Here is a 25,648-nt window from a genome sequence, read left to right as displayed (position 1 = left end):
GACGCCGCTGCCCTGAGGAGATGACCACGTGGCGACTGAGGACAAGTACCTCGAGTACCTGAAGCGGGCCACCGCCGACCTGCGTGAGGCGCGCAAGCGCCTGCGCGACGTCGAGGACAAGGCGACCGAGCCCATCGCGATCGTCGGGATGTCGTGCCGCCTGCCCGGCGGTGTCTCCACCCCGGAGGAGCTGTGGGACCTCGTCGCGGGCCGCCACGACGCGATCTCCGGCTTCCCGGCCGACCGCGGCTGGCAGGTGGAGGACGTCCCGCTGGAGGGAGGTTTCCTCTACGGCGCCAGCGAGTTCGACCCGGCGTTCTTCGGGATCTCGCCGCGTGAGGCACTGGGGACGGACCCGCAGCAGCGGTTGCTGCTGGAGATCTCGTGGGAGGCCTTCGAACGCGCGGGCATCGACCCCACGACGTTGCGGGGCAGCCGGACCGGTGTGTTCGCCGGTCTGATGTACCACGACTACGTCATGCGCGACATCGCGCCGCCGGAGGGCGTCGAGGCGTACCTCGGCAACGGCAGCGCGGGCAGCATCGCCACCGGCCGGATCGCTTACACGCTGGGACTCGAGGGTCCGGCCGTCACCATCGACACCGCGTGCTCGTCGTCGTTGGTGGCGCTGCACTGGGCCGTGCAGGCCCTGAGGCTGGGCGAGTGCGACCTGGCACTGGCCGGCGGTGTGGCCGTGATGTCCACGCCCAGCACGTTCATCGACTTCGCCCGTCAGGGCGCGCTGGCCGCCGACGGCCGCTGCAAGGCGTTCGCGGCGGAGGCCGACGGCACCGGCTGGGGCGAGGGCGCCGGCATGCTCCTCGTGGAGCGGCTGTCCGACGCCGTGGCCAACGGCCACCCCGTGCTCGCGGTGGTGCGCGGCAGCGCGATCAACCAGGACGGTGCGTCGAGCGGCCTGACCGCCCCGAACGGACCGGCGCAGCAGCGGGTCATCCGGCAGGCGCTCGCCTCCGCCGGTCTGTCCACTTCGGACGTCGACGTGGTCGAGGCGCACGGCACGGGCACCCGGCTGGGCGACCCGATCGAGGCGCAGGCGCTGCTGGCCACCTACGGCCAGGACCGCGCCGAGCCGCTGTACCTGGGTTCGCTGAAGTCCAACATCGGCCACACCCAGGCCGCCGCCGGTGTCTCCGGTGTCATCAAGATGGTCATGGCGCTGCAGAACGGCGTGCTGCCCAAGACCCTGCACGCCGACACGCCGACGCCGCAGGTCGACTGGTCGGAAGGCAACGTCGCGCTGCTGACCGAGGCGCGCGAGTGGCCCGCCTCCGACCGTCCGCGCCGCGTGGGCGTGTCGTCGTTCGGCATCAGCGGCACCAACGCACACACGATCCTCGAGCAGGCACCGGACGCCGCGGAACTGAGTGCCTTCACCGGTCCGGCGACCGTGCCGTTCGTGCTGTCGGGCAAGACCAAGCAGGCACTGCGCGCGCAGGCCGCCAAGCTCCGCGACCACCTGGCCGCGCACCCCGAGCTGAACCCGCGCGACCTCGCCTGGTCGCTCGCCACCACCCGCACCGCGCACAGCCACCGCGCCGCGATCGTGGGCCGTGACCTGGCCGACGTCACGCGTGGGCTCGACAACCTCTCCATCGGTGTCGCGCAGGAATCCGGCCTCGCCTTCCTGTTCACCGGTCAGGGCAGCCAGCGCACCGGCATGGGCCGCGAGCTGTACGACGCCTTCCCGGTGTACGCCAAGGCTTTTGACGAGGTCGCCGCGCTGGTGGACGTGCGGGACGACCAGCTCGACCGCACGGAGTTCACGCAGCCCGCGATCTTCGCGCTGGAAGTGGCTCTGTACCGCCTGGTCGAGTCGTGGGGCATCCGCCCGGACTTCCTCGCAGGACACTCGATCGGTGAGATCGCGGCCGCCCACGTTTCCGGGGTGCTGTCGCTGAAGGACGCGGCGACGCTGGTGTCGGCGCGAGCCCGGTTGATGCAGGCTCTGCCCGAGGGCGGGGCGATGGTGGCGTTGCAGGCCACCGAGGCCGAGGTCACGCCGCACCTCTCCGGCCCGGTGTCGCTGGCCGCGATCAACGGACCTTCGTCCGTGGTCGTCGCCGGTGCCGAAGACGCCGTGCAGCAGGTGATCGCGCACTTCCCGGACCGGAAGTCGAAGCGGCTCACCGTGTCGCACGCGTTCCACTCGCCGTTGATGGACCCGATGCTCGACGACTTCCGCGCTGTGGTGTCGAAGCTGACGTTCAACGCACCGAAGATCGCGATGCTGGGCGAGGTGACGGACCCGGAGTACTGGGTCAGCCACGTCCGGAACACCGTCCGGTTCGCCGACACGATGGCCGAGCTGGAATCCCGGCACGTCCGCAAGTTCCTGGAGATCGGCCCGGACGGCGTGCTGGCCGCGATGGCCGACGTCCCGGTCATCCCGTTGCTGCGCAAGGACCGCCCCGAGACCGAGACCGTCGCGGCCGCGGCCGGCGCCCTGCACGTCAGCGGTGTCGCGCTCGACTGGGCCGCGTTCTTCGGCGGCGGCAACCGGGTCGACCTGCCCACCTACGCGTTCCAGCGCGACCGCTACTGGCTGTCCGAGGTGCACGGCGTCCGCCTCGGCGCGTCGATCCACCCGCTGCTCGGCTCCGCCGTGTCGCTCGCCGACTCGGACGGTCTGGTCCTGAGCGGCCACCTCTCGCTGGACACCCACGAGTGGCTGGCCGACCACGCGGTGCACGGCGTGGTCCTGTTGCCCGGCACCGCTTTCGTCGAGCTGGCGATCCGGGCCGGTGACGAGGTCGGCTGCGACCTGCTGGAGGAGCTCACCCTCGAAGCGCCCCTGGTCGTGCCGGAGCGCGGCATCGTGCAGGTCCAGGTCGCCGTCGGCGGCCCGGACGGCGCCGGCCGCCGCTCGCTGACCGTCCACTCGCGACTCGACGGCCCGTGGACCCGGCACGCCACCGGCACGGTGCTGCCGGCCACGCTCGCACCCGCCCACGACCTGTCCGAGTGGCCGCCCGCCGCCGAGCCGGTCTCCCTCGACGCGCTCTACGACGGCCTGGCGAGCGCCGGACTGGTCTACGGCCCGCTGTTCCAGGGCGTTCAGGCGGTCTGGCGGCGCGGGGACGAGCTGTTCGCCGAGATCTCCGTCGACGCCGACATCGAGGCGTTCGGCCTGCACCCCGCCCTGCTGGACGCGGCCCTGCACCCGTTGGCACTGGTCACCGAAGGTGCCGCCAGGCTGCCGTTCTCGTGGCGCAACGTCGCCCTGCACGCCGTCGGTGCCACCGAACTGCGCGTGCGGCTGGTCACCGGCGGGGCCGGCGTCGAGCTCCACGTCGCCGACGGCACCGGCGTACCCGTCGCCACCATCGGATCGCTGGTGCTGCGCGAGGTCGGCCAGCTCGCCCAGACCTCCGTCGAGTCGCTCTTCCACGTCGACTGGTCGCCGATCGCGGTGGGGGACGCGCGGGCCACGATCGTCGAGGCCGACCTGGACGTCGACCTGGCGACGATCGGCACGGTGCCCGACGTCGTGCTGGTTTCCCCGCACTCCAACGGGTTCCGCGCCGACGAGGTCCACGACGCCGCGCAGGCCGCGCTGCGACTGGTCCAGGCGTGGCTCGCGGACGAGCGGTTCGCCGCCGCCCGCCTGGCCTTCCTGACCGGCGACCTGGCCGAGGACGGCCCGGGGAGTGCCGTGCACGGCCTGATCCGGTCCGCCCAGAGCGAGCACCCGAACCGCTTCCTGCTCGTCGAGACCGACGGTTCCGAGGCCTCCCAGCGAGTCCTGCCCGCGGCCGTGCTCGCCGACGAGACCCAGCTCCTGCTCCGCGACGGCGGCGTTCGCGCTGCCCGGCTCGCCCGCAGCCCGCAGGCCCGCGTCGACGCGCCCGTGCTCGACGGAACGGTCCTCGTCACCGGCGGCACCAGCGGCCTGGGCGCGTTGTTCGCCAAGCACCTCGTCACCGAGTACGGCGTCCGGCAGCTGCTGCTGATCTCGCGGCGCGGCCCGGAATCCCCCGGCGCGGCGGACGTGGTGGCCGAGCTGGAGAACCTCGGCGCGACGGTCGTGGTCGCGGCCTGCGACGCGGCGGACCGCGACGCGCTGGCCGCACTGCTGGCCGAGCACCCGGTGACCGCCGTCGTGCACTCCGCCGGCGTGCTGGACGACGGCGTGCTCGAGGCGTTGACCCCCGAGCAGGTCACCCGCGTGCTGCGGCCGAAGGTCGACGGCGCGATCAACCTGCACGAGCTGACCACGGACCTCAAGGCGTTCGTGGTGTTCTCGTCCTCCGCCTGCGCGCTGGGCAACGCCGGTCAGGCCAACTACGCCGCGGCCAACTCGGTGCTGGACAACCTGGTCCGGCACCGCCGGGCCGCAGGGCAGCACGGCCTGTCGCTCGCCTGGGGCCTGTGGACCGGGGTCGGCGGCATGGAGGTCGACGACGCCACGGTCGCGTTGATGACCCGCATGGGCGCGCGCCCGCTGACCGAGTCCGAGGGCCTGGCGTTGTTCGACGCCGCGTTCACCTCCGGCCTGCCGGTGCAGGTGCCCGTGCACCTCGACACCAAGGTCCTGAGTGGACACTCCAGCGTGTCCGCGCTGCTGCGCGGCCTGGTCCGCCCGGCGAAGCGCTCCGCCCGCGCCGCGGCCGCCAGCGCCGCCCAGGCCGTGCTGTCGCGCGCCGAGCTGATCGACATCGTCCGCCACCACGTGGCCGAGGTCCTCGGCTACGCCTCCGGTGATGACGTGGAACCGTTGCTGGCGTTCAAGGAACTGGGCTTCGACTCGCTCACCGCGGTCGAGCTGCGCAACCGGCTCGGCGGCCACACCGGCCTCCGGCTGCCCGCCACCCTGGTCTTCGACTACCCGACGCCGCTCGCGCTCGCCGAGCACCTGCGGGAGGAACTGGGCGGCGCCGACACGACCGCCACGGTGACCGAGCCGGTCGTCCTCGCCAACGACGAACCGATCGCCATCATCGGCATGAGCTGCCGGTTCCCCGGTGGTGTCGCGACGCCGGAAGACCTGTGGCGACTCGTCGACGAGGGCGCGGACGCCATCACCCGCTTCCCGGCCAACCGCGGCTGGGACCTCGACGGCCTGTACAACGAGGACCCCGACCACCCCGGCACGTCCTACGTCCGCGACGGTGGCTTCCTGCACGACGCCGCCGAGTTCGACCCCGCGTTCTTCGGCATCAGCCCCCGCGAGGCCCTCGCGCTGGACCCGCAGCACCGGCTGCTGCTGGAAACCACCTGGGAGGCCTTCGAACGCGGCGGCATCGACCCCGCGTCCGTGCGCGGCAGCCGCACCGGTGTGTTCGCCGGGATCATGTACCACGACTACGCGTCGGTCGTGGAGCGCGGCGTCGAGGAGGTCGAGGGCTACCTCGGCACCGGTGGCAGCCTCGCGTCCGGCCGCGTCTCCTACACGTTCGGGCTGGAGGGCCCCGCGGTCACGGTCGACACCGCGTGCTCGTCCTCGTTGGTGGCACTGCACCTCGCCGTGCAGGCGCTCCGCAACGGCGAGTGCACGCTGGCCCTGGCCGGTGGCGCCACCGTGATGGCGACCCCCTCCACGTTCGTCGGCTTCAGCCGTCAGCGCGGTCTCGCCCCGGACGGCCGTTCCAAGTCCTTCGCGGGCGCGGCGGACGGCACGAGCTGGAGCGAGGGCGCGGGCATGCTGCTCGTCGAGCGCCTGTCCGACGCCCGGCGCAACGGACACCCGGTGCTCGCCATCGTCCGCGGCAGCGCGGTCAACCAGGACGGCGCGTCCAACGGCCTCACCGCCCCCAACGGCCCGTCGCAGCGCCGCGTGATCCAGCAGGCCCTGGCCAGCGCCCGACTTTCCACCGCGGACGTCGACCTGGTCGAGGCCCACGGCACCGGCACGAGGCTCGGCGACCCGATCGAGGCGCAGGCCCTGCTGGCCACCTACGGCCAGGACCGCTCCATCCCGCTGCTGCTCGGCTCGATCAAGTCCAACATGGGCCACCCGCAGGCAGCGGCCGGTGTCGCGGGCATCATCAAGGTCGTCGAGGCGATGCGGCACGGCGTCGTGCCGAAGACGCTGCACGTCGACGAGCCGACCCCCGAGGTCGACTGGACCGCCGGTGCCGTCGAGCTGACGACGGCCGCGCGTCCGTGGCCGGAGACCGGCAGGGCCCGTCGCGCCGGCGTCTCGTCGTTCGGCATCAGCGGCACCAACGCCCACGTGATCATCGAGCAGCCGCCGGCCGAGGACGTTCCCGAAACCCGTGAGGTCAGCGAGTTCCCGCGTCCGTGGGTGCTCTCCGGCCGCACCCCGGCCGCCCTGCGCGGTCAGGCGCTCGCGCTCGCCGCGCACGTCGAGGCGCACCCGGAACTGGACCCGCTGGACATCGGCCACTCGCTGCTGACCACCCGCACGTCCCACGAACACCGGGCCGTGGTCGTCTCCGGCGAGAACGTGCTGCGCGACCTGGCCTCGGTCGGTCGCGCGGAGTCCACCGGCGGCAAGCTGGCGTTCCTCTTCACCGGTCAGGGCAGCCAGCGGCTCGGCATGGGCCGCGAGCTGTACGACGCGGTGCCGGAGTTCGCGCGGGCCTTCGACGAGGTGCGGTCGCACTTCGAACTCCCGTTGCGGGACATCGTGTTCGGCGCCGACGCCGAGGCTCTCGACCAGACCGCGGTCACCCAGCCCGCGCTGTTCGCGATCGAGGTCGCGTTGTTCCGCACGCTGGAGCACTGGGGGATGACCCCGGACCACCTGGCGGGCCACTCGATCGGTGAGATCGCCGCGGCCCACGTCGCGGGCGTTCTCTCGCTCGACGACGCGGCCGTGCTCGTCGAGGCACGCGGCCGGCTGATGCAGGCGCTGCCCGCCGGTGGTGCGATGGTGGCGTTGCAGGCCACCGAGGACGAGGTCACCCCTCACCTCACCGACCTGGTGTCGCTGGCCGCGATCAACGGGTCCTCGTCCGTGGTCGTCGCCGGTGACGAAGAGGCTGTGCAGCAGGTTGTCGCGCAGTTCCCGGACCGGAAGTCCAAGCGGCTCAGCGTGTCTCACGCGTTCCACTCGCCGTTGATGGATCCGATGCTGGACGACTTCCGCGCTGTGGCGTCGAAGCTGACGTTCCACGAGCCGAAGATCGCGATGCTGGGTGAGGTGACGGACCCGGAGTACTGGGTGAGGCACGTGCGCGGCACGGTCCGGTTCGCCGACACGATGGCCGAGCTGGAGGCCGCGGGCGCCGGGACGTTCGTCGAGGTGGGCCCGGACGGCGTGCTGGCCGCGATGGCCGAGGTGCCGGTCTTCCCGGTGCTGCGCAAGGACCGCCCCGAGGTCACGACGCTGCTCCAGGCCGTCGGCCAGGCCTACGCGGCCGGCGCGGACGTGGACTGGGCGAAGCTGCTGCACGGTGGCCGCACGGTCGACCTGCCCACGTACGCGTTCCAGCGCCAGCACTACTGGCCGACCGCCGGTGTGGTGTTCGGCGACGTCACGTCCGTCGGTCTCGGCGACGCCGACCACCCGTTGCTGGGTGCCGCGGTGTCCCTGCCCGACGGCCACCTGTTCACCGCCCGGCTCTCCGTCGAGACCCACCCCTGGCTGGCCGACCACGTCGTGTCCGGCACGGTCCTGGTGCCCGGCACCGCGTTCGCCGAGATGGCGTTCCGCGCGGGTGCCGAGGTCGGCTGCGACCTGGTCGAGGAACTGACCCTGGAAGCACCGCTCGCCCTGCACGGCCCGGTCCAGCTGCGACTGGCCCTCGGCGAGCCGGACGACGACGGCCGCCGTTCGCTGACCGTGCACTCGCGGCCGGAGGGCGACGAGCCGTGGACCCGGCACGCCACCGGATCGCTGCTGCCGCAGGCACCCCGGGCGGGCTTCTCGCTCGCCCAGTGGCCTCCCGCGGCGGAAGCCGTTGCGGTGGAGGAGATCTACCCCGGGCTCGCGGCCGCCGGACTGGAGTACGGCCCGGCGTTCCAGGGCCTGCGTGCCGCGTGGCGCACCGGCGAGGAGATCTTCGCCGAGGTCGCTCTCGACGGCACGGCCGACCGGTTCGGCCTGCACCCCGCCCTGTTCGACTCGGTGCTGCACGCGCTGTCCCTGGGCGCGGCGGCGGGGGAGACCCGGCTGCCCTTCGCGTGGCGGGGTGTGGCCCTGCACGCCGAGGGTGCCACGGCACTGCGCGTGCGCCTCAGCAAGGCCGGCGACGGCTTCGCGCTGGAGATCGCCGACGGCACCGGCGCGCCGGTCGCCTCGGTGGACTCGCTGGTGCTGCGGGCGTTCTCGCCCGACGAGGTCGGCGCGCCGCCGGTGAGCCGGTCGCTCTTCCAGGTCGACTGGGTGCCGGTCACCGGCGCCGAGCAGGTCGGCGTGGTCGAGGCGGAGATCACCGACGAGTCCGTGTCCGCGGCCGTGCACCAGGCGCTGGCCTCGGTGCGCTCCTGGCTCGCCGAGGACCGTCCCACCGAGCGACTGGTCTTCGTCACCCGTGACGCCGTCGCGGTCAAGCCCGGCGACGACGTCACCGACCTGATCGGTGCCGCCGTGCGCGGCCTGGTGCGGTCGGCGCAGTCGGAGAACCCGGACCGGTTCGTGCTGGTGGACACCGACTTCACGCTCGACCTCGCGGCCGCGGTGGCGACCGGTGAGCCCGAGATCGCGGTGCGCCAGGGCGTCGCGCTCGCTCCGCGACTCGCCCGTGCTTCGTCCACTGTGGACGCCAGGCTGTCGTTCGACGGCACGGTGCTGGTCACCGGCGCCACCGGCGCGCTGGGCGCGGTCTTCGCGAAGCACCTCGTCACCGAGTACGGCGTCCGCGACCTGCTGCTCACGTCTCGTCGCGGCCTGGACGCCCCCGGCGCCACCGAGCTGCGCGACGACCTGGTCGCACTCGGCGCTTCGGCCGAGATCGTCGCCTGCGACGTCGCCGACTTCACGGCGCTGAAGAACCTCCTGGACGACCGGGTGGTCAACGCCGTCGTGCACACCGCCGGTGTGCTGGACGACGCCACGATCACCTCGCTCACCCCGGAGCAGATCGAGACCGTGCTGCGGCCCAAGGTGGACGCGGCGCGCAACCTGCACGCGCTGACCCGCGACCTGTCCGCGTTCGTCGTCTTCTCCTCGGCGGCGGGCACGTTCGGCAACGCGGGCCAGGGCAACTACGCCGCCGCCAACGCCTACCTCGACGCCCTCGCGCAACACCGCGTGGCGCAGGGACTTCCGGCGCTGTCGCTCGCGTGGGGCCTGTGGGAGGACACCGGCGGCATGACCGCCGAACACCTCAGCCGGCTCGCCACGCTGTCGGCGGACGAAGGCGTCCGGTTGTTCGACCTGGCGCCTGCCACCGGGAACCCGGTCGTGGTGCCGATGCGCCTCGACGTCGCCGCGCTCAAGGGCACGGCCGTCCCGCCGCTGCTCAGCGGGCTCGTCCGCACGACCCGCCGGGCCGTCACCGCGGTGGCCGGGGACGCGGGGCTGCGCGACCGGCTCGCCGGGCTGACCTCGGCCGAGCAGGACGCGGTGCTGCTCGACCTGGTGCGCGGCCAGGCGGCCGACGTGCTCGGCTACGGCGGCGCGGACGACGTGGACGCCGTCCGGTCGTTCCGCGAACTCGGCTTCGACTCGCTCACCGCGGTCGAGCTGCGCAACCGGCTCGCGGCCGACACCGGCCTGCGGCTGCCCGCGACGCTCGTCTTCGACTACCCGTCACCCCTTGCGCTGGTCGAGCACCTGCGTGCCGAACTCGGCGGAGCGGCCACCGCGGTGACCGGCCCGGTGACGGTCGACGTCGTCGACGACGAGCCCATCGCCATCGTTGGCATCGGCTGCCGGTTCCCCGGCGGCGTCACCTCCCCGGAGGACCTGTGGCGCCTGCTGGAGGACGGCGCCGACGCCATCGGCGGGTTCCCCACCGACCGCGGCTGGGACATCGAGAACCTGTACCACCCGGACCCGAGCCACCAGGGCACCTCGTACTCGCGCGAAGGCGGCTTCCTCTACAACGCCAGCGAGTTCGACCCCGCGTTCTTCGGCATCAACCCGAAGGAAGCACTGGCGATGGACCCGCAGCAGCGCCTGCTGCTGCAGACGTCCTGGGAGGCCTTGGAACGCGCGGGCATCGACCCGCACACGGTGCGCGGCAGCCGGACCGGCGTGTTCGCCGGCGTCATGTACCACGACTACGCGTCGCGACTGCGGTCCGTGCCGGACGGCATCGAGGGCTACCTCGGCACCGGCAGCTCGGGCAGCGTCATCTCCGGTCGCGTCTCCTACACGTTCGGCCTGGAAGGCCCGGCCGTCACGGTCGACACCGCGTGCTCCTCGTCGTTGGTGGCGCTGCACCTCGCCGTGCAGGCGTTGCGCAGCGGTGAGTGCACCCTGGCGCTGGCGGGCGGTGTGACCGTCATGGCCACGCCCGGCACGTTCATCGGCTTCAGCCGCCAGCGCGGTCTCGCCGCCGACGGTCGCTGCAAGGCGTTCTCCGCCGACGCGGACGGCACCGGCTGGGGCGAGGGCGCGGGCATGCTGCTCGTCGAGCGGCTCTCCGACGCCCGCCGCAACGGCCACCCGGTGCTCGCCATCGTCCGCGGCAGCGCGATCAACCAGGACGGTGCGTCCAACGGTCTCACCGCCCCGAACGGTCCTTCCCAGCAACGGGTCATCCGCCAGGCGCTCGCCAACGCCGGTCTGTCCACTTCGGACGTCGACGTGGTCGAGGCGCACGGCACCGGCACCTCGCTGGGCGACCCGATCGAGGCACAGGCGCTGCTGGCGACCTACGGCCAGGACCGCGAGCAGCCGCTGCTGCTCGGCTCGATCAAGTCCAACCTCGGCCACACCCAGGCCGCCGCCGGCGTCGCGGGCATCATCAAGATGGTCATGGCGCTGCGCCACGGCGTGCTGCCGAAGACGTTGCACGTCGGGGAGCCCTCGCCGCGCATCGACTGGACCGCGGGCGCGGTCGAGCTGCTCACCGAGCAGGTCGCGTGGCCGTCGGTCGACCGGCCGCGCCGGGCCGCGGTGTCGTCGTTCGGCATCAGCGGCACCAACGCCCACACGATCATCGAGCAGGCACCGGAGCAGGAGCCGGTCGAGACCGGCGCCGACGTCGAACTGCCGTGGATGATCTCGGCGCGGACCGCGGGATCGTTGCGCGGCCAGGTCGAGCGGCTCGGACGGCACCTGCGTGACCGCGATCTGCGCACGCTCGACGTCGCGTACTCGCTGGCCACCAGCAGGTCTGCCTTCGAACACCGCGCCTTTGTGGTGCAGCCGGCTCAGGACGGGCTCGACGAGGTCGCGCTCACCGGGGTGGCGGGTCACGGCAAGCTCGCGTTCCTGTTCACCGGCCAGGGCAGCCAGCGGCTCGGCATGGGCCGCGACCTGTACGACCGGTTCCCGGTGTTCGCCGAGGCCTTCGACGCCGCGTGCGCCGAGCTGGAGGCGCCGGTGCAGGAGGTCGTCTTCGGCATCGACGCCAAGGCGCTCGACGAGACCGGCACGACGCAGCCCGCGCTGTTCGCCATCGAGGTCGCGCTGTACCGGCTGTTCGAGCACTGGGGTGTGAAGCCGGACTTCCTGGCGGGCCACTCCATCGGCGAGATCGCCGCCGCCCACGTCGCCGGGGTGCTGTCCCTGGCCGACGCGGGCAAGCTGGTCAGCGCTCGCGGCCGCCTCATGCAGGCACTGCCGACGGGCGGCGCGATGGTCGCGGTGCAGGCCACCGAGGACGAGGTCGCCGGTCACCTGACCGACGCCGTGTCCATCGCCGCGATCAACGGGCCCAGCGCGATCGTCCTCGCCGGCACCGAAGACGCCGTACAGCAGGTGGTCGCGGAGTTCCCGGACCGGAAGTCCAAGCGGCTCAGCGTGTCGCACGCGTTCCACTCGCCGTTGATGGACCCGATGCTGGCCGACTTCCGCGCTGTGGTCACGGGTTTGACGTTCCACGAGCCCAAGATCGCGGTGCTCGGCGACGTGACCGACCCCGAGCACTGGGTGCGGCACGTGCGGGACACCGTCCGGTTCGCCGAGGCCGTCACGACGCTGGAAGCCAAGGGCGTGCGGACGTTCGTGGAGCTCGGCCCGGACGCCGTGCTCACCGCCATGGGCGCGGAGAGCGCCCAGGACGCGGTGTTCGTGCCGTCGCTGCGCAAGGGCCGCGGCGAGATCCAGACCCTGTTCCACGCTCTCGGCACCGCCTACGTGCGGGGCGCGAAGATCGACTGGACGACGTTCTTCGCGGGCACCGACGCCCGCCGCGTCGACCTGCCGACCTACGCGTTCGACGACGAGCGCTACTGGCTGAACGACGGCTCGTCCGCCGCCGGCCAGGGGCTCGCCGCGACCGGGCACCCGTTGCTCGGCGCCGCCATCGGCCTGCCCGACTCCGACGGCCACCTCTTCACCGGCAGCGTCGGCCGCGGCAGCCTGGCGTGGCTCGGCGACCACGCGGTCTCCGGCACGGTCCTGCTGCCCGGCACGGCGTTCGTCGAGATGGCGCTGCGGGCGGGTGAGGAGGCCGGCTGCGGGGTGCTCGAGGAGCTCACCCTCGCCGCGCCGCTGGTCCTGCCCGAGCACGGTGCCGTCCAGGTGCAGGTGTTCGTCGGCGGCCCCGACCACGAGGACCGGCGCACCGTCACCGTCCACTCGCGACTCGACGACGAGCCGTGGACCCGGCACGCCACCGGTGTGCTGGCGGTGGCCGGGGACCGGCCGGCCGGCGGACTGGACGTGTGGCCTCCGCTCGACGCCATGCAGGTCGACGTCGGCGGTCTCTACGACGGCTTCGAGGCCATCGGTCTCGAGTACGGCCCGGCGTTCCAGGGCCTCAAGGCGGCCTGGCGCCGTGACGACGAGGTGTTCGCCGAGATCACCGTCGACGCGGAGGACGCGGGGGAGTACGGGCTGCACCCGGCGCTGCTCGACGCGTCGCTGCACGCGGTCGGCATCGGCGAGTTCTTCGAGAACACCGGCCAGGCCCGGCTTCCGTTCGCCTGGAGCGGTGTCCGGGTGCACGCGGTCGGCGCGTCGGCGTTGCGGATCCGGATGGCCAAGTCCGGTGCGGACGCGGTGACGCTGGAGATCGCGGACCCGACCGGCGCGCCGGTCGCCTCGGTCGAGTCGCTGGTGCTGCGGCCGCTCGCGACCGACCAGCTCGGCGGCGGCTTCACCCGCTCGCTCTACCGGGTCGACTGGACGCCGACCACCAGCCCGGCCGCCTCCGCGGCCACGTGGGCGGTGCTCGGCCCGGACGACCTGAAGCTCGGCCACCTGCTGGACCTCCCGGTGCACGCCACCCTCGCCGAGATCGGCGAGGTGGACGCGGTGCTCGTCTCCGCGGTGGCGGACCTGAGCGTCGGCAACGGGTACGCGGACGCCACGAGGGCCGGTGTCGAACGGATCCTGGGCCTCGCCCAGGATTGGGTGGCACAGGACCGCGACGCGCGACTGATCGTGGTGACCAAGGGCGACGTGGCGGGTGCCGCCGTGCACGGCCTGGTCCGCTCGGCCCAGGCCGAGAACCCCGACCGGTTCGTGCAGGTGGAACTGGACGACCACGAGGACTCGCCGCGGGCACTGGCCGCCGCGCTCGCCACCGGTGAGCCGCGGATCGCGATCCGCGAGGGTGCCCTGCACGTGCCGAGGCTCGCGCGGGTGCGGGCGGCCGAGGACGCCAAGCCGGAGTTCCGGGCCGGTGGCACGGTGCTGCTGACCGGTGCGACGGGCGCGCTCGGCGCGTTGTTCGCGAAGCACCTGATCACCGAGTACGGCGTCGACGGCCTCCTGCTCACCAGCAGGCGCGGCCTGGACGCGCCCGGTGCGCCCGAGCTGCGCGACGAACTGCGCGCCCTGGGGGCGACGGTCGAGATCGCCGCGTGCGACGTGGCCGATCGGGAAGCGTTGGCAGGCTTGCTGAATGAGCACCCGGTTACCGCCGTGGTGCACGCTGCTGGTGTGCTCGACGACGGCGTGCTGACCTCGCTCACCCCGCAGCGCCTGGAGAAGGTGTTGCGGCCCAAGGTGGACGCGGCCTGGAACCTGCACGAGCTGACCGGCGACCTGGACGCGTTCGTCCTGTTCTCGTCCGCCGCCGGCACGTTCGGCAACCCAGGCCAGGCCAACTACGCCGCCGCGAACTCGTTCCTCGACGCACTCGCGCAACACCGGCGCGACCAGGGCAAGCCCGGCCTGTCGCTCGGCTGGGGCCTCTGGGAGGACACCGGCGGCATGACCGCCGACTCCGCCCGGCTCGGCACCGCACTGTCCGAAGAGGAGGGTGTGGCGCTCTTCGACACCGCGCTCGCCGGCGCGGACGCGGCGGTCGTGCCGATGCACCTCGACACCTCGGGAATCGGCGACCGGGTGCCCGCCCTGCTCAGCGGACTGGTCCGCGGCAAGGCGCGGCGCGCGGAGGCCGCGGTGGCCGAGGAACCGCTGAGCAAGCGGATCGCCGGGCTCTCCGACGGCGACCGGGACCAGCTCCTGCTCGACGTCGTGCGCTCGCACGTCGCGAAGGCCCTGGGCCTGTCCGGCCCGGACGCCGTCGACGAGCACCGCGCGTTTCAGGACCTCGGCTTCGACTCGCTCAGCGCGGTCGAGCTGCGCAACAGCCTGAACGCCGCCACGGGCCTGAAACTGCCCGCCACGCTGGTGTTCGACTACCCGACCCCGGCGGCGCTGGTCGACCAGCTGCGCGACGAGGTCAAACCCGACACACCCGCCGGGGCGCCACTCGCGCTCGGTGATCTCGACCGGCTGGCCGCCGAGCTGATCGAGCTCGGTCGCGACGACACCGCGCGTGCGCGGATCACCGAACGGCTGCAGGCGGTCCTTGCCGGACTGGCGGCACCGGAGTCCGACGCGGACCTCGACGCGGCCAGCGACGACGAACTCTTCGACCTGCTCGACCAGGAGCTGACGTGACGATGGACAACGAGGAAAAGCTCCGCGACTACCTCAAGCGCGCCACAGCGGACCTGCGCCAGGTCAAGCGGCGTCTGAAGGAGGTCGAGGACGCGGACCGGGAGCCCATCGCCATCGTCGGCATGGCCTGCCGGTACCCCGGTGGCGTCAAGAGCCCCGAGGACCTGTGGGACCTGGTCTCCGGCGAGCGCGACGCCATCGCGCCGCTGCCGACCGACCGGGGCTGGGACATCGACGGCCTGTTCGGCACCGACCCCGAGGCGACCGGCCAGAGCTACGTCGCGAAGGGCGGGTTCCTCTACGACGCCAGCGAGTTCGACCCGGCGTTCTTCGGGATCTCTCCCCGCGAGGCGCTGGCGATGGACCCGCAGCAGCGGCTGCTGCTGGAGGCGTCGTGGGAGGCGTTCGAACGCGCCGGGATCGACCCGGCCGCGGTCAAGGGCAGCAAGACCGGTGTCTACGCCGGCGTGATGTACCACGATTACGCGACCGGGCTGACCGAGGTGCCCGAGGAGGTCGGCGGCTACCTGAGCACCGGCACGTCCGGCAGCGTCGTCTCCGGCCGCGTCGCCTACACGCTCGGCCTGGAGGGCCCGGCCGTCACGATCGACACGGCGTGCTCGTCGTCGCTCGTCGCGCTGCACTGGGCGATCCAGGCGCTGCGCAAGGGAGAGTGCACGCTCGCGCTCGCCGGTGGCGTCACGGTGATGGCCACGCCCGGCACGTTCCTCGAGTTCTCCCGCCAGAAGGGGCTCGCGTCCGACGGCCGCTGCAAGGCGTTCGCGGCGTCGGCCGACGGCACCGGCTGGGGCGAGGGCGTCGGCATGCTCCTCGTCGAGCGGCTGTCCGACGCGCAACGCTTGGGCCACAACGTCCTCGCGGTCATCCGCGGCAGCGCGATCAACCAGGACGGCGCCTCGAACGGCCTCACCGCGCCCAGCGGCCCGTCGCAGCGCCGCGTCATCGGGCAGGCGCTGGCCGACGCCGGTCTGACGACCCGCCAGGTCGACCTGGTGGAGGCGCACGGCACCGGCACCAAGCTCGGCGACCCGATCGAGGCCCAGGCGCTGCTCGCGACCTACGGCCAGGACCGCGCGGAACCGCTGCGGCTCGGCTCGATCAAGTCGAACATCGGCCACACCCAGGCCGCCGCGGGCGTCGCGGGCATCATCAAGATGGTCATGGCGATCCGCCAGGGCGTGATGCCGAAGACCCTGCACGTGGACGAGCCGTCCCCGCACATCGACTGGTCGGCCGGTGCGGTCGAACTGCTGACCGAGCAGCGCTCCTGGCCGGAGACCGGCGAACCGCGCCGTGCCGCCGTGTCGTCGTTCGGGTTCAGCGGCACGAACGCCCACACGATCATCGAGCAGGCGCCGGAGTCCGTGCAGGACGGTCGCCCGGCCGGTGCGGAGCAGGTGCTGCCCTGGGTGTTGTCCGCCCACGGCGAGGCCGCGCTGCGGGCGCAGGCCGCGCAGCTGCGTGACCACCTGACCACTTCCGGCGCGTCCGCCGCCGACATCGGCTACTCGCTCGCCACCACCCGCTCCCGCTTCCCGCACCGCGCGGTGCTGCTCGGCACGCGGAAGTCCGACTTCGCGCTGGACGCGCTGATCGGCTCCGAGGTCACGGCCGACGTCGTCGAGGGCGTCGCGGACGTGCGCGGCAAGGTCGCGTTCGTGTTCCCCGGTCAGGGTTCGCAGTGGGTCGGCATGGCCCTGGACCTGTTGGACACCAACGAGGTCTTCCGCGCTCGCATGGCCGAGTGCGAGCAGGCGCTGTCGTCCTACGTGGACTGGTCGTTGATCGACGTGTTGCGCGAGACTCCCGGCGCGCCGGGCTTCGACCGCGTCGACGTCGTGCAGCCCGCGCTGTGGGCCGTGATGGTGTCGCTGGCGCAGGTCTGGCGTTCGCTGGGCGTCACGCCCTCGGCCGTCGTCGGCAGCTCGCAGGGTGAGATCGCCGCCGCCTGCGTCGCGGGAGCGCTCTCACTGGACGACGCCGCTCGCGTGGTCGCGTTGCGCAGCCAGGCTCTCGGCGCGTTGTCCGGCCTCGGCGGCATGGTCTCGGTCTCGCTGCCGGTCGCGCAGGTCCGCGAACGCCTGACCCGGTGGGACGGCAAGCTCTCCGTCGCCACCGTCAACGGCCCGCGCGCCACCGTGGTGTCCGGCGACGACGATGCGTTGGAAGAGCTGCTGGCGTCGTGCGAGGCCGACGAGGTCCGCGCCCGCCGCATCGCGGTGGACTACGCCTCGCACTCCGCGCACGTCGAGATCATCCGTGACGAACTGGCGAAACTCCTCGCCCCGGTCAAGCCCGTCGCGGCCGAGATCCCGTTCTACTCCACCGTCACCGGCCTGCCGGTCGACGGCACCGCGCTCGACGCCGAGTACTGGTACACGAACCTGCGCGAGACCGTCGAGTTCGAGCAGGGCGTCCGGCTGCTGGTCGAGAAGGGCCACCGGTTCTTCCTGGAGATGAGCCCGCACCCGGTGCTCACCATGTCCGTCCAGGACATCGTCGACGAGACCGGCACCGAGGCCGTCGTGCTCGGGTCGCTGCGCCGCGACGAGGGCGGCCTGCCCCGGCTGCTGACCTCGCTGGCCCAGGCCCACGTCCGCGGCCTGCCGCTCGACTGGGAGGCGGTGTTCGCCGGACACGGCGCCCGCGCGGCCGAGCTGCCCACCTACGCGTTCCAGCGCCAGTCGTTCTGGCTCGACACCAGCGGTTCCGGCTACGGCGACGTGTCGTCCGCCGGCCTCGCGGTCACCGACCACGCGCTGCTCGGCGCCGCCGTCGCGCTGCCGGACTCCGGCGGCTACCTGTTCACCGGCAGGCTCTCCCTGCGCAGCCACCCGTGGCTGACCGACCACCGCGTCAACGACGCGGTCCTGCTGCCCGGCACGGCGTTCGTCGAACTCGCCATCCGCGCCGGCGACCAGGTCGGCTGCGGCGTGCTGGACGAACTCACCCTGGAAGCGCCGCTCGTGCTCGGCGAGCACGAGGCCGTCGTGGTCCGCGTGGCGCTCGACGAGGCCGGCGAGGACGGCGTGCGCGCCGTCTCGGTGTTCTCCCGCGTCGAGCACGCGGACGACGACGAGCCGTGGACCCGCCACGCCACCGGCACCCTGGTCGCCGACGGTGGCGCGACCGCCGCGGACCTGACCGCGTGGCCGCCGCCCGGAGCCGAGCCGGTCGACACCTCCCAGCTGTACGACGGACTCGCCGCGATCGGCCTGGGCTACGGGCCGACGTTCCGCGGCCTGCGGGCCGCCTGGCGCGCGGGCGACGAGGTCTTCGCCGAGGTGGCGCTGCCCGAGGGGGTGAAGGTGGCGGGCTTCGGCCTGCACCCCGCGCTCCTCGACGCCGCACTGCACGCCGTCGGCCTCGGGACCTTCCTGGACGTCACGACCACGCCGTGGCTGCCGTTCTCCTGGACCGGCGTCCGCCTGGACGCCGCCGGTGCCGCCGCGCTCCGGGTGCGGATCGCCGCCGTCGGCTCGGGTTCGGTGTCCGTCACCGTCGCCGACGAGACCGGTCAGCCGGTCGCCTCGGCCGACGAACTGGTGCTGCGGCCCATCTCGCAGCAGCAGGCCGTCACCGGCACGGCCAGGTCGCTGTTCCGGGTCGACTGGCAGGTGCTGCCGGTCGAGGCGGACCAGACCCAGCTCGCCGACGTGCCGGACGTCGAGGTGGTCACGCTCGCACCTTCCGCGTCGAATGCCGACAGCGTTCGCGCGACCGTCCACTCCGCCCTGGAGCGCGCGCAGACCGCGCTCGACACCGAGTCCCGCCTGGTCTTCCTCACCTCCGGCGCCGTGCCGGTCGGCGAACTCACCGACCTCGCCGGTGCCGCCGTGTGGGGCCTGATCCGCTCCGCCCAGACCGAGAACCCCGACCGCTTCGTCCTGGTCGACACCGACGACACCCCCGCGTCGGCCGCCGTGCTGGCCGCCGCCGTGGCCACCGGCGAACCCGAACTCGCGATCCGCGACGGCGTCGTCCGCGTGCCCAGGCTGACCCGCGCCGCGGTGTCCACTTCGGACGCGCCCGCGTTCCGCCCCGACGGCAAGGTGCTCCTCACCGGTGCCACCGGAGTGCTGGGCGCGCTGCTGGCCCGCCACCTGGTGACCGTGCACGGCGTGCGTGACCTGGTGCTGACCAGCAGGCGCGGCCTCGACGCCCCCGGCGCCACCGACCTGCGCGACGAACTCATCGGGCTCGGCGCGAACGTCACCATCGCGGCCTGCGACGCCGCCGACCGCGAGGCGCTGGCCGCGTTGCTGGCCGAGCACCCGGTGACCGCCGTCGTGCACACCGCCGGCGTCCTGGACGACGGCGTGCTGTCCTCGCTCACCCCCGAACGACTCGACCTCGTGCTGCGGCCCAAGGTCGACGCGGTGCTGAACCTGCACGAGCTGACCGGCGAGCTGGACGCGTTCGTCCTGTTCTCCTCGGCGGCCGGCACGTTCGGCAACGCGGGCCAGGCCAACTACGCCGCCGCCAACGCCTTCCTGGACGCGTTCGCCGTGCAGCGCAGGACCGCCGGGCAGCCTGCGCTGTCCCTGGCCTGGGGCCTGTGGGAGCAGGCCAGCGAGATGACCGGCGAGATGGCCGACACCGACCGCGGCCGCGTGGGCGCCGGTCTGTCCTCAGCGGACGGTCTGGAGCTGTTCGACGCGACCCTCACCGCCACCGAGCCGGTCCTCGTGCCGATGCACCTCGACACCGCCGGACTGCGCGGAGCGGGCGCCTCGGTGCCGCCGCTGCTGCGCGGCTTCACCCGCGCGCCGGGCAGGCGCACCGCGTCGGCCGCGGACCAGGCCGCCGCGTCCTCGCTGGCGCAGCAGCTGTCCGCGCTGCCGCAGAACGAGCAGATCCGCACCCTGGTCACGCTGATCGGCACGCACGTCTCCGCCGTGCTCGGGTTCTCCTCGGCCGAGTCCGTCGACTCGTCGAAGGCGTTCCGGGAACTGGGTTTCGACTCGCTGACGGCCGTCGAGCTGCGCAACCGGATCAACGCCGCCACCGGCCTCAAACTGCCAGCCACCCTGGTCTTCGACTATCCGACCTCGGACGTGCTCGCCGAACACCTGCGCGAGAAGATCGTCGGCGCGGGTGGAGGGGCGGCCGTCGTCAAGGCGGCGACCTCCGGAGCGGACGACGACCAGATCGCCATCGTCGCGATGGCCTGCCGGTTCCCCGGCGGCGTCAAGACGCCCGAGGACCTGTGGGCGCTGCTCGCGGGCGGCGGGGACGCGATCGGCGGGTTCCCGCCCGACCGCGGCTGGAACATCGACTACCTGACCAAGGCCTCGAACGCCGCCGAGGGCGGGTTCATCTACGACGCCAGCGAGTTCGACCCGGCGTTCTTCGGCATCAACCCGCGCGAAGCCCTCGCCATGGACCCCCAGCAGCGCCTGCTGATGGAGACCTCCTGGGAGGCCGTGGAACGGGCGGGCATCGACCCGCAGTCGTTGCGCGGCAGCCAGACCGGCGTGTTCGCCGGCATGATGTACCACGACTACGGCACGCAACTCGCCTCGTTGCCCGAAGAGGTCGGCGGCTACTTCGGCACCGGCACCGCGGGCAGCGTCGCCTCCGGCCGGATCGCCTACACCCTCGGCCTGGAAGGCCCGGCGGTCACCGTCGACACCGCGTGCTCGTCCTCGCTGGTCGCGCTGCACCTCGCGGCACAGGCACTGCGCAGCGGCGAGTGCGACCTGGCCCTGGCCGGTGGTGTCACGGTGATGGCCACGCCCGGCGTGTTCGTCGAGTTCAGCACCCAGGGAGCCATGGCACCCGACTCGCGCTGCAAGCCGTTCGCGGCCGGTGCCGACGGGTCGAGCTGGGGCGAGGGCGCGGGCATGCTCGTCGTCGAGCGGTTGTCCGACGCCCGCCGCAACGGCCACCCGGTGCTCGCGGTCCTCAAGGGCACGGCGGTCAACCAGGACGGCGCCTCCAACGGCCTCACCGCCCCGAACGGCCCGTCGCAGCAACGCGTGATCCGCCAGGCACTCGCCAACGCCGGTCTGTCCACTTCGGACGTCGACGCGATCGAGGCGCACGGCACCGGCACGAAGCTCGGCGACCCGATCGAGGCCCAGGCCATCCTGGAGACCTACGGGCAGAACCGGTCCACGCCGGTGCTGCTGGGCGCGGTCAAGTCCAACCTGGGCCACACCCAGGCCGCCGCCGGTGTCGCGGGCGTCATCAAGATGGTCCTGGCCATGCGGCACGGCGTGCTGCCCAAGACGCTGCACGTCGACGCGCCGTCCCCGCACATCGACTGGACGTCCGGCGCCGTCTCGCTCGTCACGGAGACGACCCCGTGGCCCGAGACGGGTCGCACGCGCCGTTCGGCGGTGTCGTCGTTCGGCATCAGCGGCACCAACGCGCACGTCGTGCTGGAGCAGGCCCCCGAGACGGCCGAGGAGCCGGGGGAGTGGACGACGCTGCCGTTCGTGCTGTCCGGCAAGACCCCCGAGGCCCTCGCCGCCCAGGCCGGCAAGCTCCGCGACCACCTGACCGCCCACCCCGACGCCAACCCGGCCGACGTGGCCTTCTCACTCGCCACGACCCGGTCGCTGCTCGACCACCGCACCGCCGTCGTCGCGAGTGACCGCGACGAACTGCTGGCAGCACTGGAGAACCCGGCGATCGCGACCCCGGCCGGCGGCAGGCTCGCGTTCCTGTTCACCGGTCAGGGCAGCCAGCGGGTCGGCATGGGCCGTGAGCTGTACGACGCATTCCCTGTGTACGCCAAGGCCTTTGACGAAGTCGCTGCTCTGGTTGATGTGCGGGACGAGGAACTGGATCGCACCGAGTTCACCCAGCCCGCGATCTTTGCGTTGGAAGTAGCGCTGTACCGGCTCGTCGAGTCGTGGGGCATCCGCCCGGACTTCCTGGCTGGGCACTCGATCGGCGAGATCGCGGCCGCCCACGTCTCCGGCGTGCTCTCGCTGGAAGACGCCGCCACGTTGATCAGCGCGCGGGCCCGGCTGATGCAGGCCCTGCCGGAGGGTGGCGCGATGGTCGCGTTGCAGGCCACCGAGGACGAGGTAACACCTCATCTGTCCGATGTGGTCTCACTGGCCGCGATCAACGGCCCGAGCGCGGTCGTGGTCGCCGGTGAGGAAGCCGCCGTCGAGCAGGTCGTCGCGCAGTTCCCGGACCGCAAGTCCAAGCGGCTCACCGTCTCGCACGCGTTCCACTCGCCGTTGATGGACCCGATGCTGGACGACTTCCGGGCCGTGGTCGCGGAACTCACGTTCAACGAGCCCAAGATCGCCATGCTCGGCGACGTGACGGACCCGGAGTACTGGGTGCGGCACGTGCGCGGCACGGTCCGCTTCGCCGACGCCATGCAGACCCTCGGCGACGAGGGCGTGCGGACGTTCCTGGAACTGGGCCCGGACGGCGTGCTGGCCGCCATGGCCGAGGCGCCCGTGATCCCGGCTCTGCGCAAGGACCGCTCCGAGGTCCTCGGCATCACCACCGCCGTCGCGGCGCTGCACACCCGTGGCGTCCGGATCGACTGGACCGCGTTCTTCGCCGGTGCGACCGTGGTCGGCCTGCCGACGTACGCGTTCCAGCGCGAGCGGTACTGGCTCGAGGCCCCGGCGGGATCCGACGACGGCACCGCGGCCGGGCTCGGCCTGGTCGCCGGGAGCCACCCCCTGCTCGGCGCCGAGGTCTCGCTGCCGGAGTCGGGCGTACTCGTCTTCAGCGGCCGGATCTCGCTGCACACCCACCCCTGGCTCGCCGATCACGCCGTCAACGGTGTGGTCCTGTTGCCCGGCACCGCCTTCGTCGAGATGGCGCTCCAGGCCGGTGCCGGTGACGTGCTGGAGGAACTGACCCTCGAAGCGCCGCTGGTGCTCTCCGGGCACGGCGGGGTGGCGTTGCGGGTCATGGTCGGCGAGGAGGACAACGACCGCCGCACGGTGTCCGTCTTCTCGCGGATCACCGACGACGGCCCGTGGACCCGGCACGCGACCGGTGTCCTGGCCAAGGCGACCGGCGAGACCGGCGACGACCTCACGGCCTGGCCGCCCGCCGACGCCGAGCAGGTGCCGGTGGACGGGCTCTACGACGACTTCGCCGCGCTGGGCCTCGAGTACGGCCAGGCGTTCCAGGGCCTGAAGTCCGCCTGGCGTCGCGGGGACGAGGTCTTCGCCGAGGTCGCGCTGGACGCCGACACCACCGCGTTCGGCCTGCACCCCGCGCTGCTCGACGCCGCCCTGCACGCCATCAAGGTCGGCGACTTCGTCGACGGCACGCGCCTGCCGTTCTCGTTCAACGGCGTCCGCCTGCACGCGATCGGCGCGCAGGAGTTGCGGGTCCGCATGTCCAGCGCGGGAACGGACGCGATCTCACTGCTGGTCGCCGACACGACCGGTGCGCCGGTCGCGTCCATCGACTCGCTGGTGCTGCGCCCGCTCACCCTCGCTCCTGTCGCCACTGACTCGCTGTTCCACGTCGAGTGGGTGCCGGTCCAGGCCGCCTCCACCGACGTCGAGGTGGTCGAGATCGCCGGCACGGTGTCGGAGGCAGTGCACTCGGCACTGCAGCAGGTGCGGGAGCACGCCGACTCCGACGCCCTGGTGGCGTTCGTGACGCGCGGCGCGGTCGCGGTCCGGCCCGGCGACGACGTGACCGACCTGGCGGGCGCCGCCGTGCGCGGCCTCGTCCGCTCCGCCCAGGCCGAGTACCCCGGCCGGTTCGTGCTGGTGGATCTGGCCGAGGGCGCGGAGATCGTGCTCAGCGCCGACGAGCCGGACATCGCGGTCCGCGACGGCCAGGCCTTCGCGCCCAGGCTCACCCGCACGGTGTCCGAAGTGGACGGCCAGGCGGGCCTCGGGGCCGGACCGGTGCTGATCACCGGTGCCTCCGGTGGCCTCGGCGCGCTGTTCGCCCGCCACCTCGTCACCGAGCACGGCGTGCGGCACCTGGTGCTCGCCAGCCGGCGCGGCCCGGCCGCTCCGGGAGCCGGAGATCTGCGCACCGAACTGACCGAACTCGGCGCCGGTGTCGAGATCGTGGCCTGCGACGTGGCGGACCGTGACTCGGTCGCCGCGCTGCTGGCCGCCCACCCGGTGCGCGCCGTGGTGCACACCGCCGGTGTGCTGGCCGACGCCACCATCGGCTCGATGACCGCCGACCAGGTCGACCAGGTCCTGCGGCCCAAGGTCGACGCCGTGCGCAACCTGCACGAGCTGGCGGGCGACCTGGACGCGTTCGTGGTGTTCTCCTCGGCCGCGGGCACGTTCGGCACGCCCGGCCAGGGCAACTACGCGGCCGCCAACGCCTACCTCGACGCCGTGGCGCAGCAACGCCGGGCGCGCGGCCAGGCAGGCCTGTCGCTGGCCTGGGGCCTGTGGGACGACCTGGGCGGCATGACCGCCGACCAGGGCCGCCTCCAGCGCTCCGGTGTCGCGGCACTCGGTGCGGCAGAAGGACTGGCGCTGTTCGACCGCGCCGTTCGGGGCGTGAACCCGGTCGTGGTGCCGATGAAGCTCGACACCGCCGGACTGCGCGGCGCCGGTGCGGGACTGCCCGCCCTGCTGCGCGGCCTGGTCCGCACCACGACGCGGCGTGCGGCGTCGGCGACCGCCAAGCTGGACCTGCGCAGTCTGTCCACAGTGGACCGGGGTGCGGCCCTGCTGGACGCCGTCCTGACGCACACCGCCGCCGTGCTGGGCTACGGCACGAAGAAGGTCGAGGCGGACCAGCAGTTCCTGGAGCTGGGCTTCGACTCGCTCACCTCGGTCGAACTGCGCAACGTGCTGAACGAGGTCACCGGGCTGCGGTTGCCGCCGACCCTGCTGTTCGACCACCCGACGCCCGAGCTGGTCGCCGAGCACCTCAACCGCGAGATCGAGGTGCCCGCCGCCACCACCGCCGCTACGAGCACGGTCGGCACGCTCGGTCTGCTGTCCAGGCAGGCCAGCGAGTCCGGTCGTGGCGAGGACTTCATGGGTCTGCTGATGGCGATGTCGGCGTTCCGGCCGTCGTTCGCCGGCCCGGAGGACCTGCCCGAGCCGTTGCACCGCATCAAGATGGCGAAGGGGGAGGACAAGCCCGGCCTGATCTGCTTCCCGCCGATCCTCGCCAACTCCGGACCCCAGGTCTACGCGCGGTTCGCGCACGCGTTGCGCGACGAGCGGGACGTCACGGTGGTCTCGACCCCCGGCTTCCTCACGGGGGAGCTGGTGCCCGCGTCCATCGACGCGATCGTCCGGGCACAGGCCCAGGCCGTGCTCGAGCAGGCGGAAGGCGAGCCGTTCGTGCTCGTCGGCCACTCCTCGGGCGGCACGCTGGCGCACGGCGTGGCCGCGCACCTGGAGAGCATCGGCCGGCCCGCCGAGGCACTCGTGCTGATGGACATCTTCCGGCACGACCGCGAGTCCCTGTCCCGCGTGCACCCCGAGTTCGTCGGGGGCGACGCGGAAGGCGGTGCGGAAGCGGGCGATGCCGAGGTGCTCGACGACCAGCGACTGACGGCCATGGGCGCGTACTGCCGCATCTACGCGGGCTGGCGGCCGACGGCCATCAGCACCCCGACGCTCCTCGTGCGCGCCACCGAACCGCTGCCCGGCACCGAGCCCGGCAGTGACTGGAGGTCGACCTGGGACTTCGAGCACGCGGTGCTGGACACCCCTGGCACGCACTTCTCGATGATGGGCGAACACTCGGCCACCACCGCGGCGGCCGTGCACACCTGGTTGTCCGAGAAGCGGTGATGAC

General features: G+C 72.9%; 2 protein-coding genes and 1 pseudogene. All 3 read left to right on the top strand.

The window, feature by feature from the left end; translation table 11 throughout:
* Window positions 1-28 precede the first annotated feature (28 nt).
* Window positions 29-79 (top strand): annotated as a pseudogene (locus tag JNUCC0626_RS50535) (polyketide synthase docking domain-containing protein); the annotation flags it as partial.
* The gene (locus JNUCC0626_RS14790) at window positions 80-14,899 is read left to right on the top strand and encodes an SDR family NAD(P)-dependent oxidoreductase (RefSeq protein WP_430623502.1); all 14,820 of its coding nucleotides are present in this window, start codon (window positions 80-82) and stop codon (window positions 14,897-14,899) included.
* On the top strand, window positions 14,896-25,644 hold the full coding sequence (locus tag JNUCC0626_RS14785) for an SDR family NAD(P)-dependent oxidoreductase (RefSeq protein ID WP_430623495.1): 10,749 nt from the start codon (window positions 14,896-14,898) through the stop codon (window positions 25,642-25,644). Before JNUCC0626_RS14790 ends, JNUCC0626_RS14785 begins: the two co-directional genes overlap by 4 nt.
* Window positions 25,645-25,648: the final 4 nt, after the last annotated feature.

This window comes from Lentzea sp. JNUCC 0626, from assembly GCF_043632865.1.
Taxonomy (GTDB): Bacteria; Actinomycetota; Actinomycetes; order Mycobacteriales; family Pseudonocardiaceae; genus Lentzea.
Note: the sequence above shows the minus strand (reverse complement) of the source record. Positions and strands in the feature narration are given on the sequence as shown.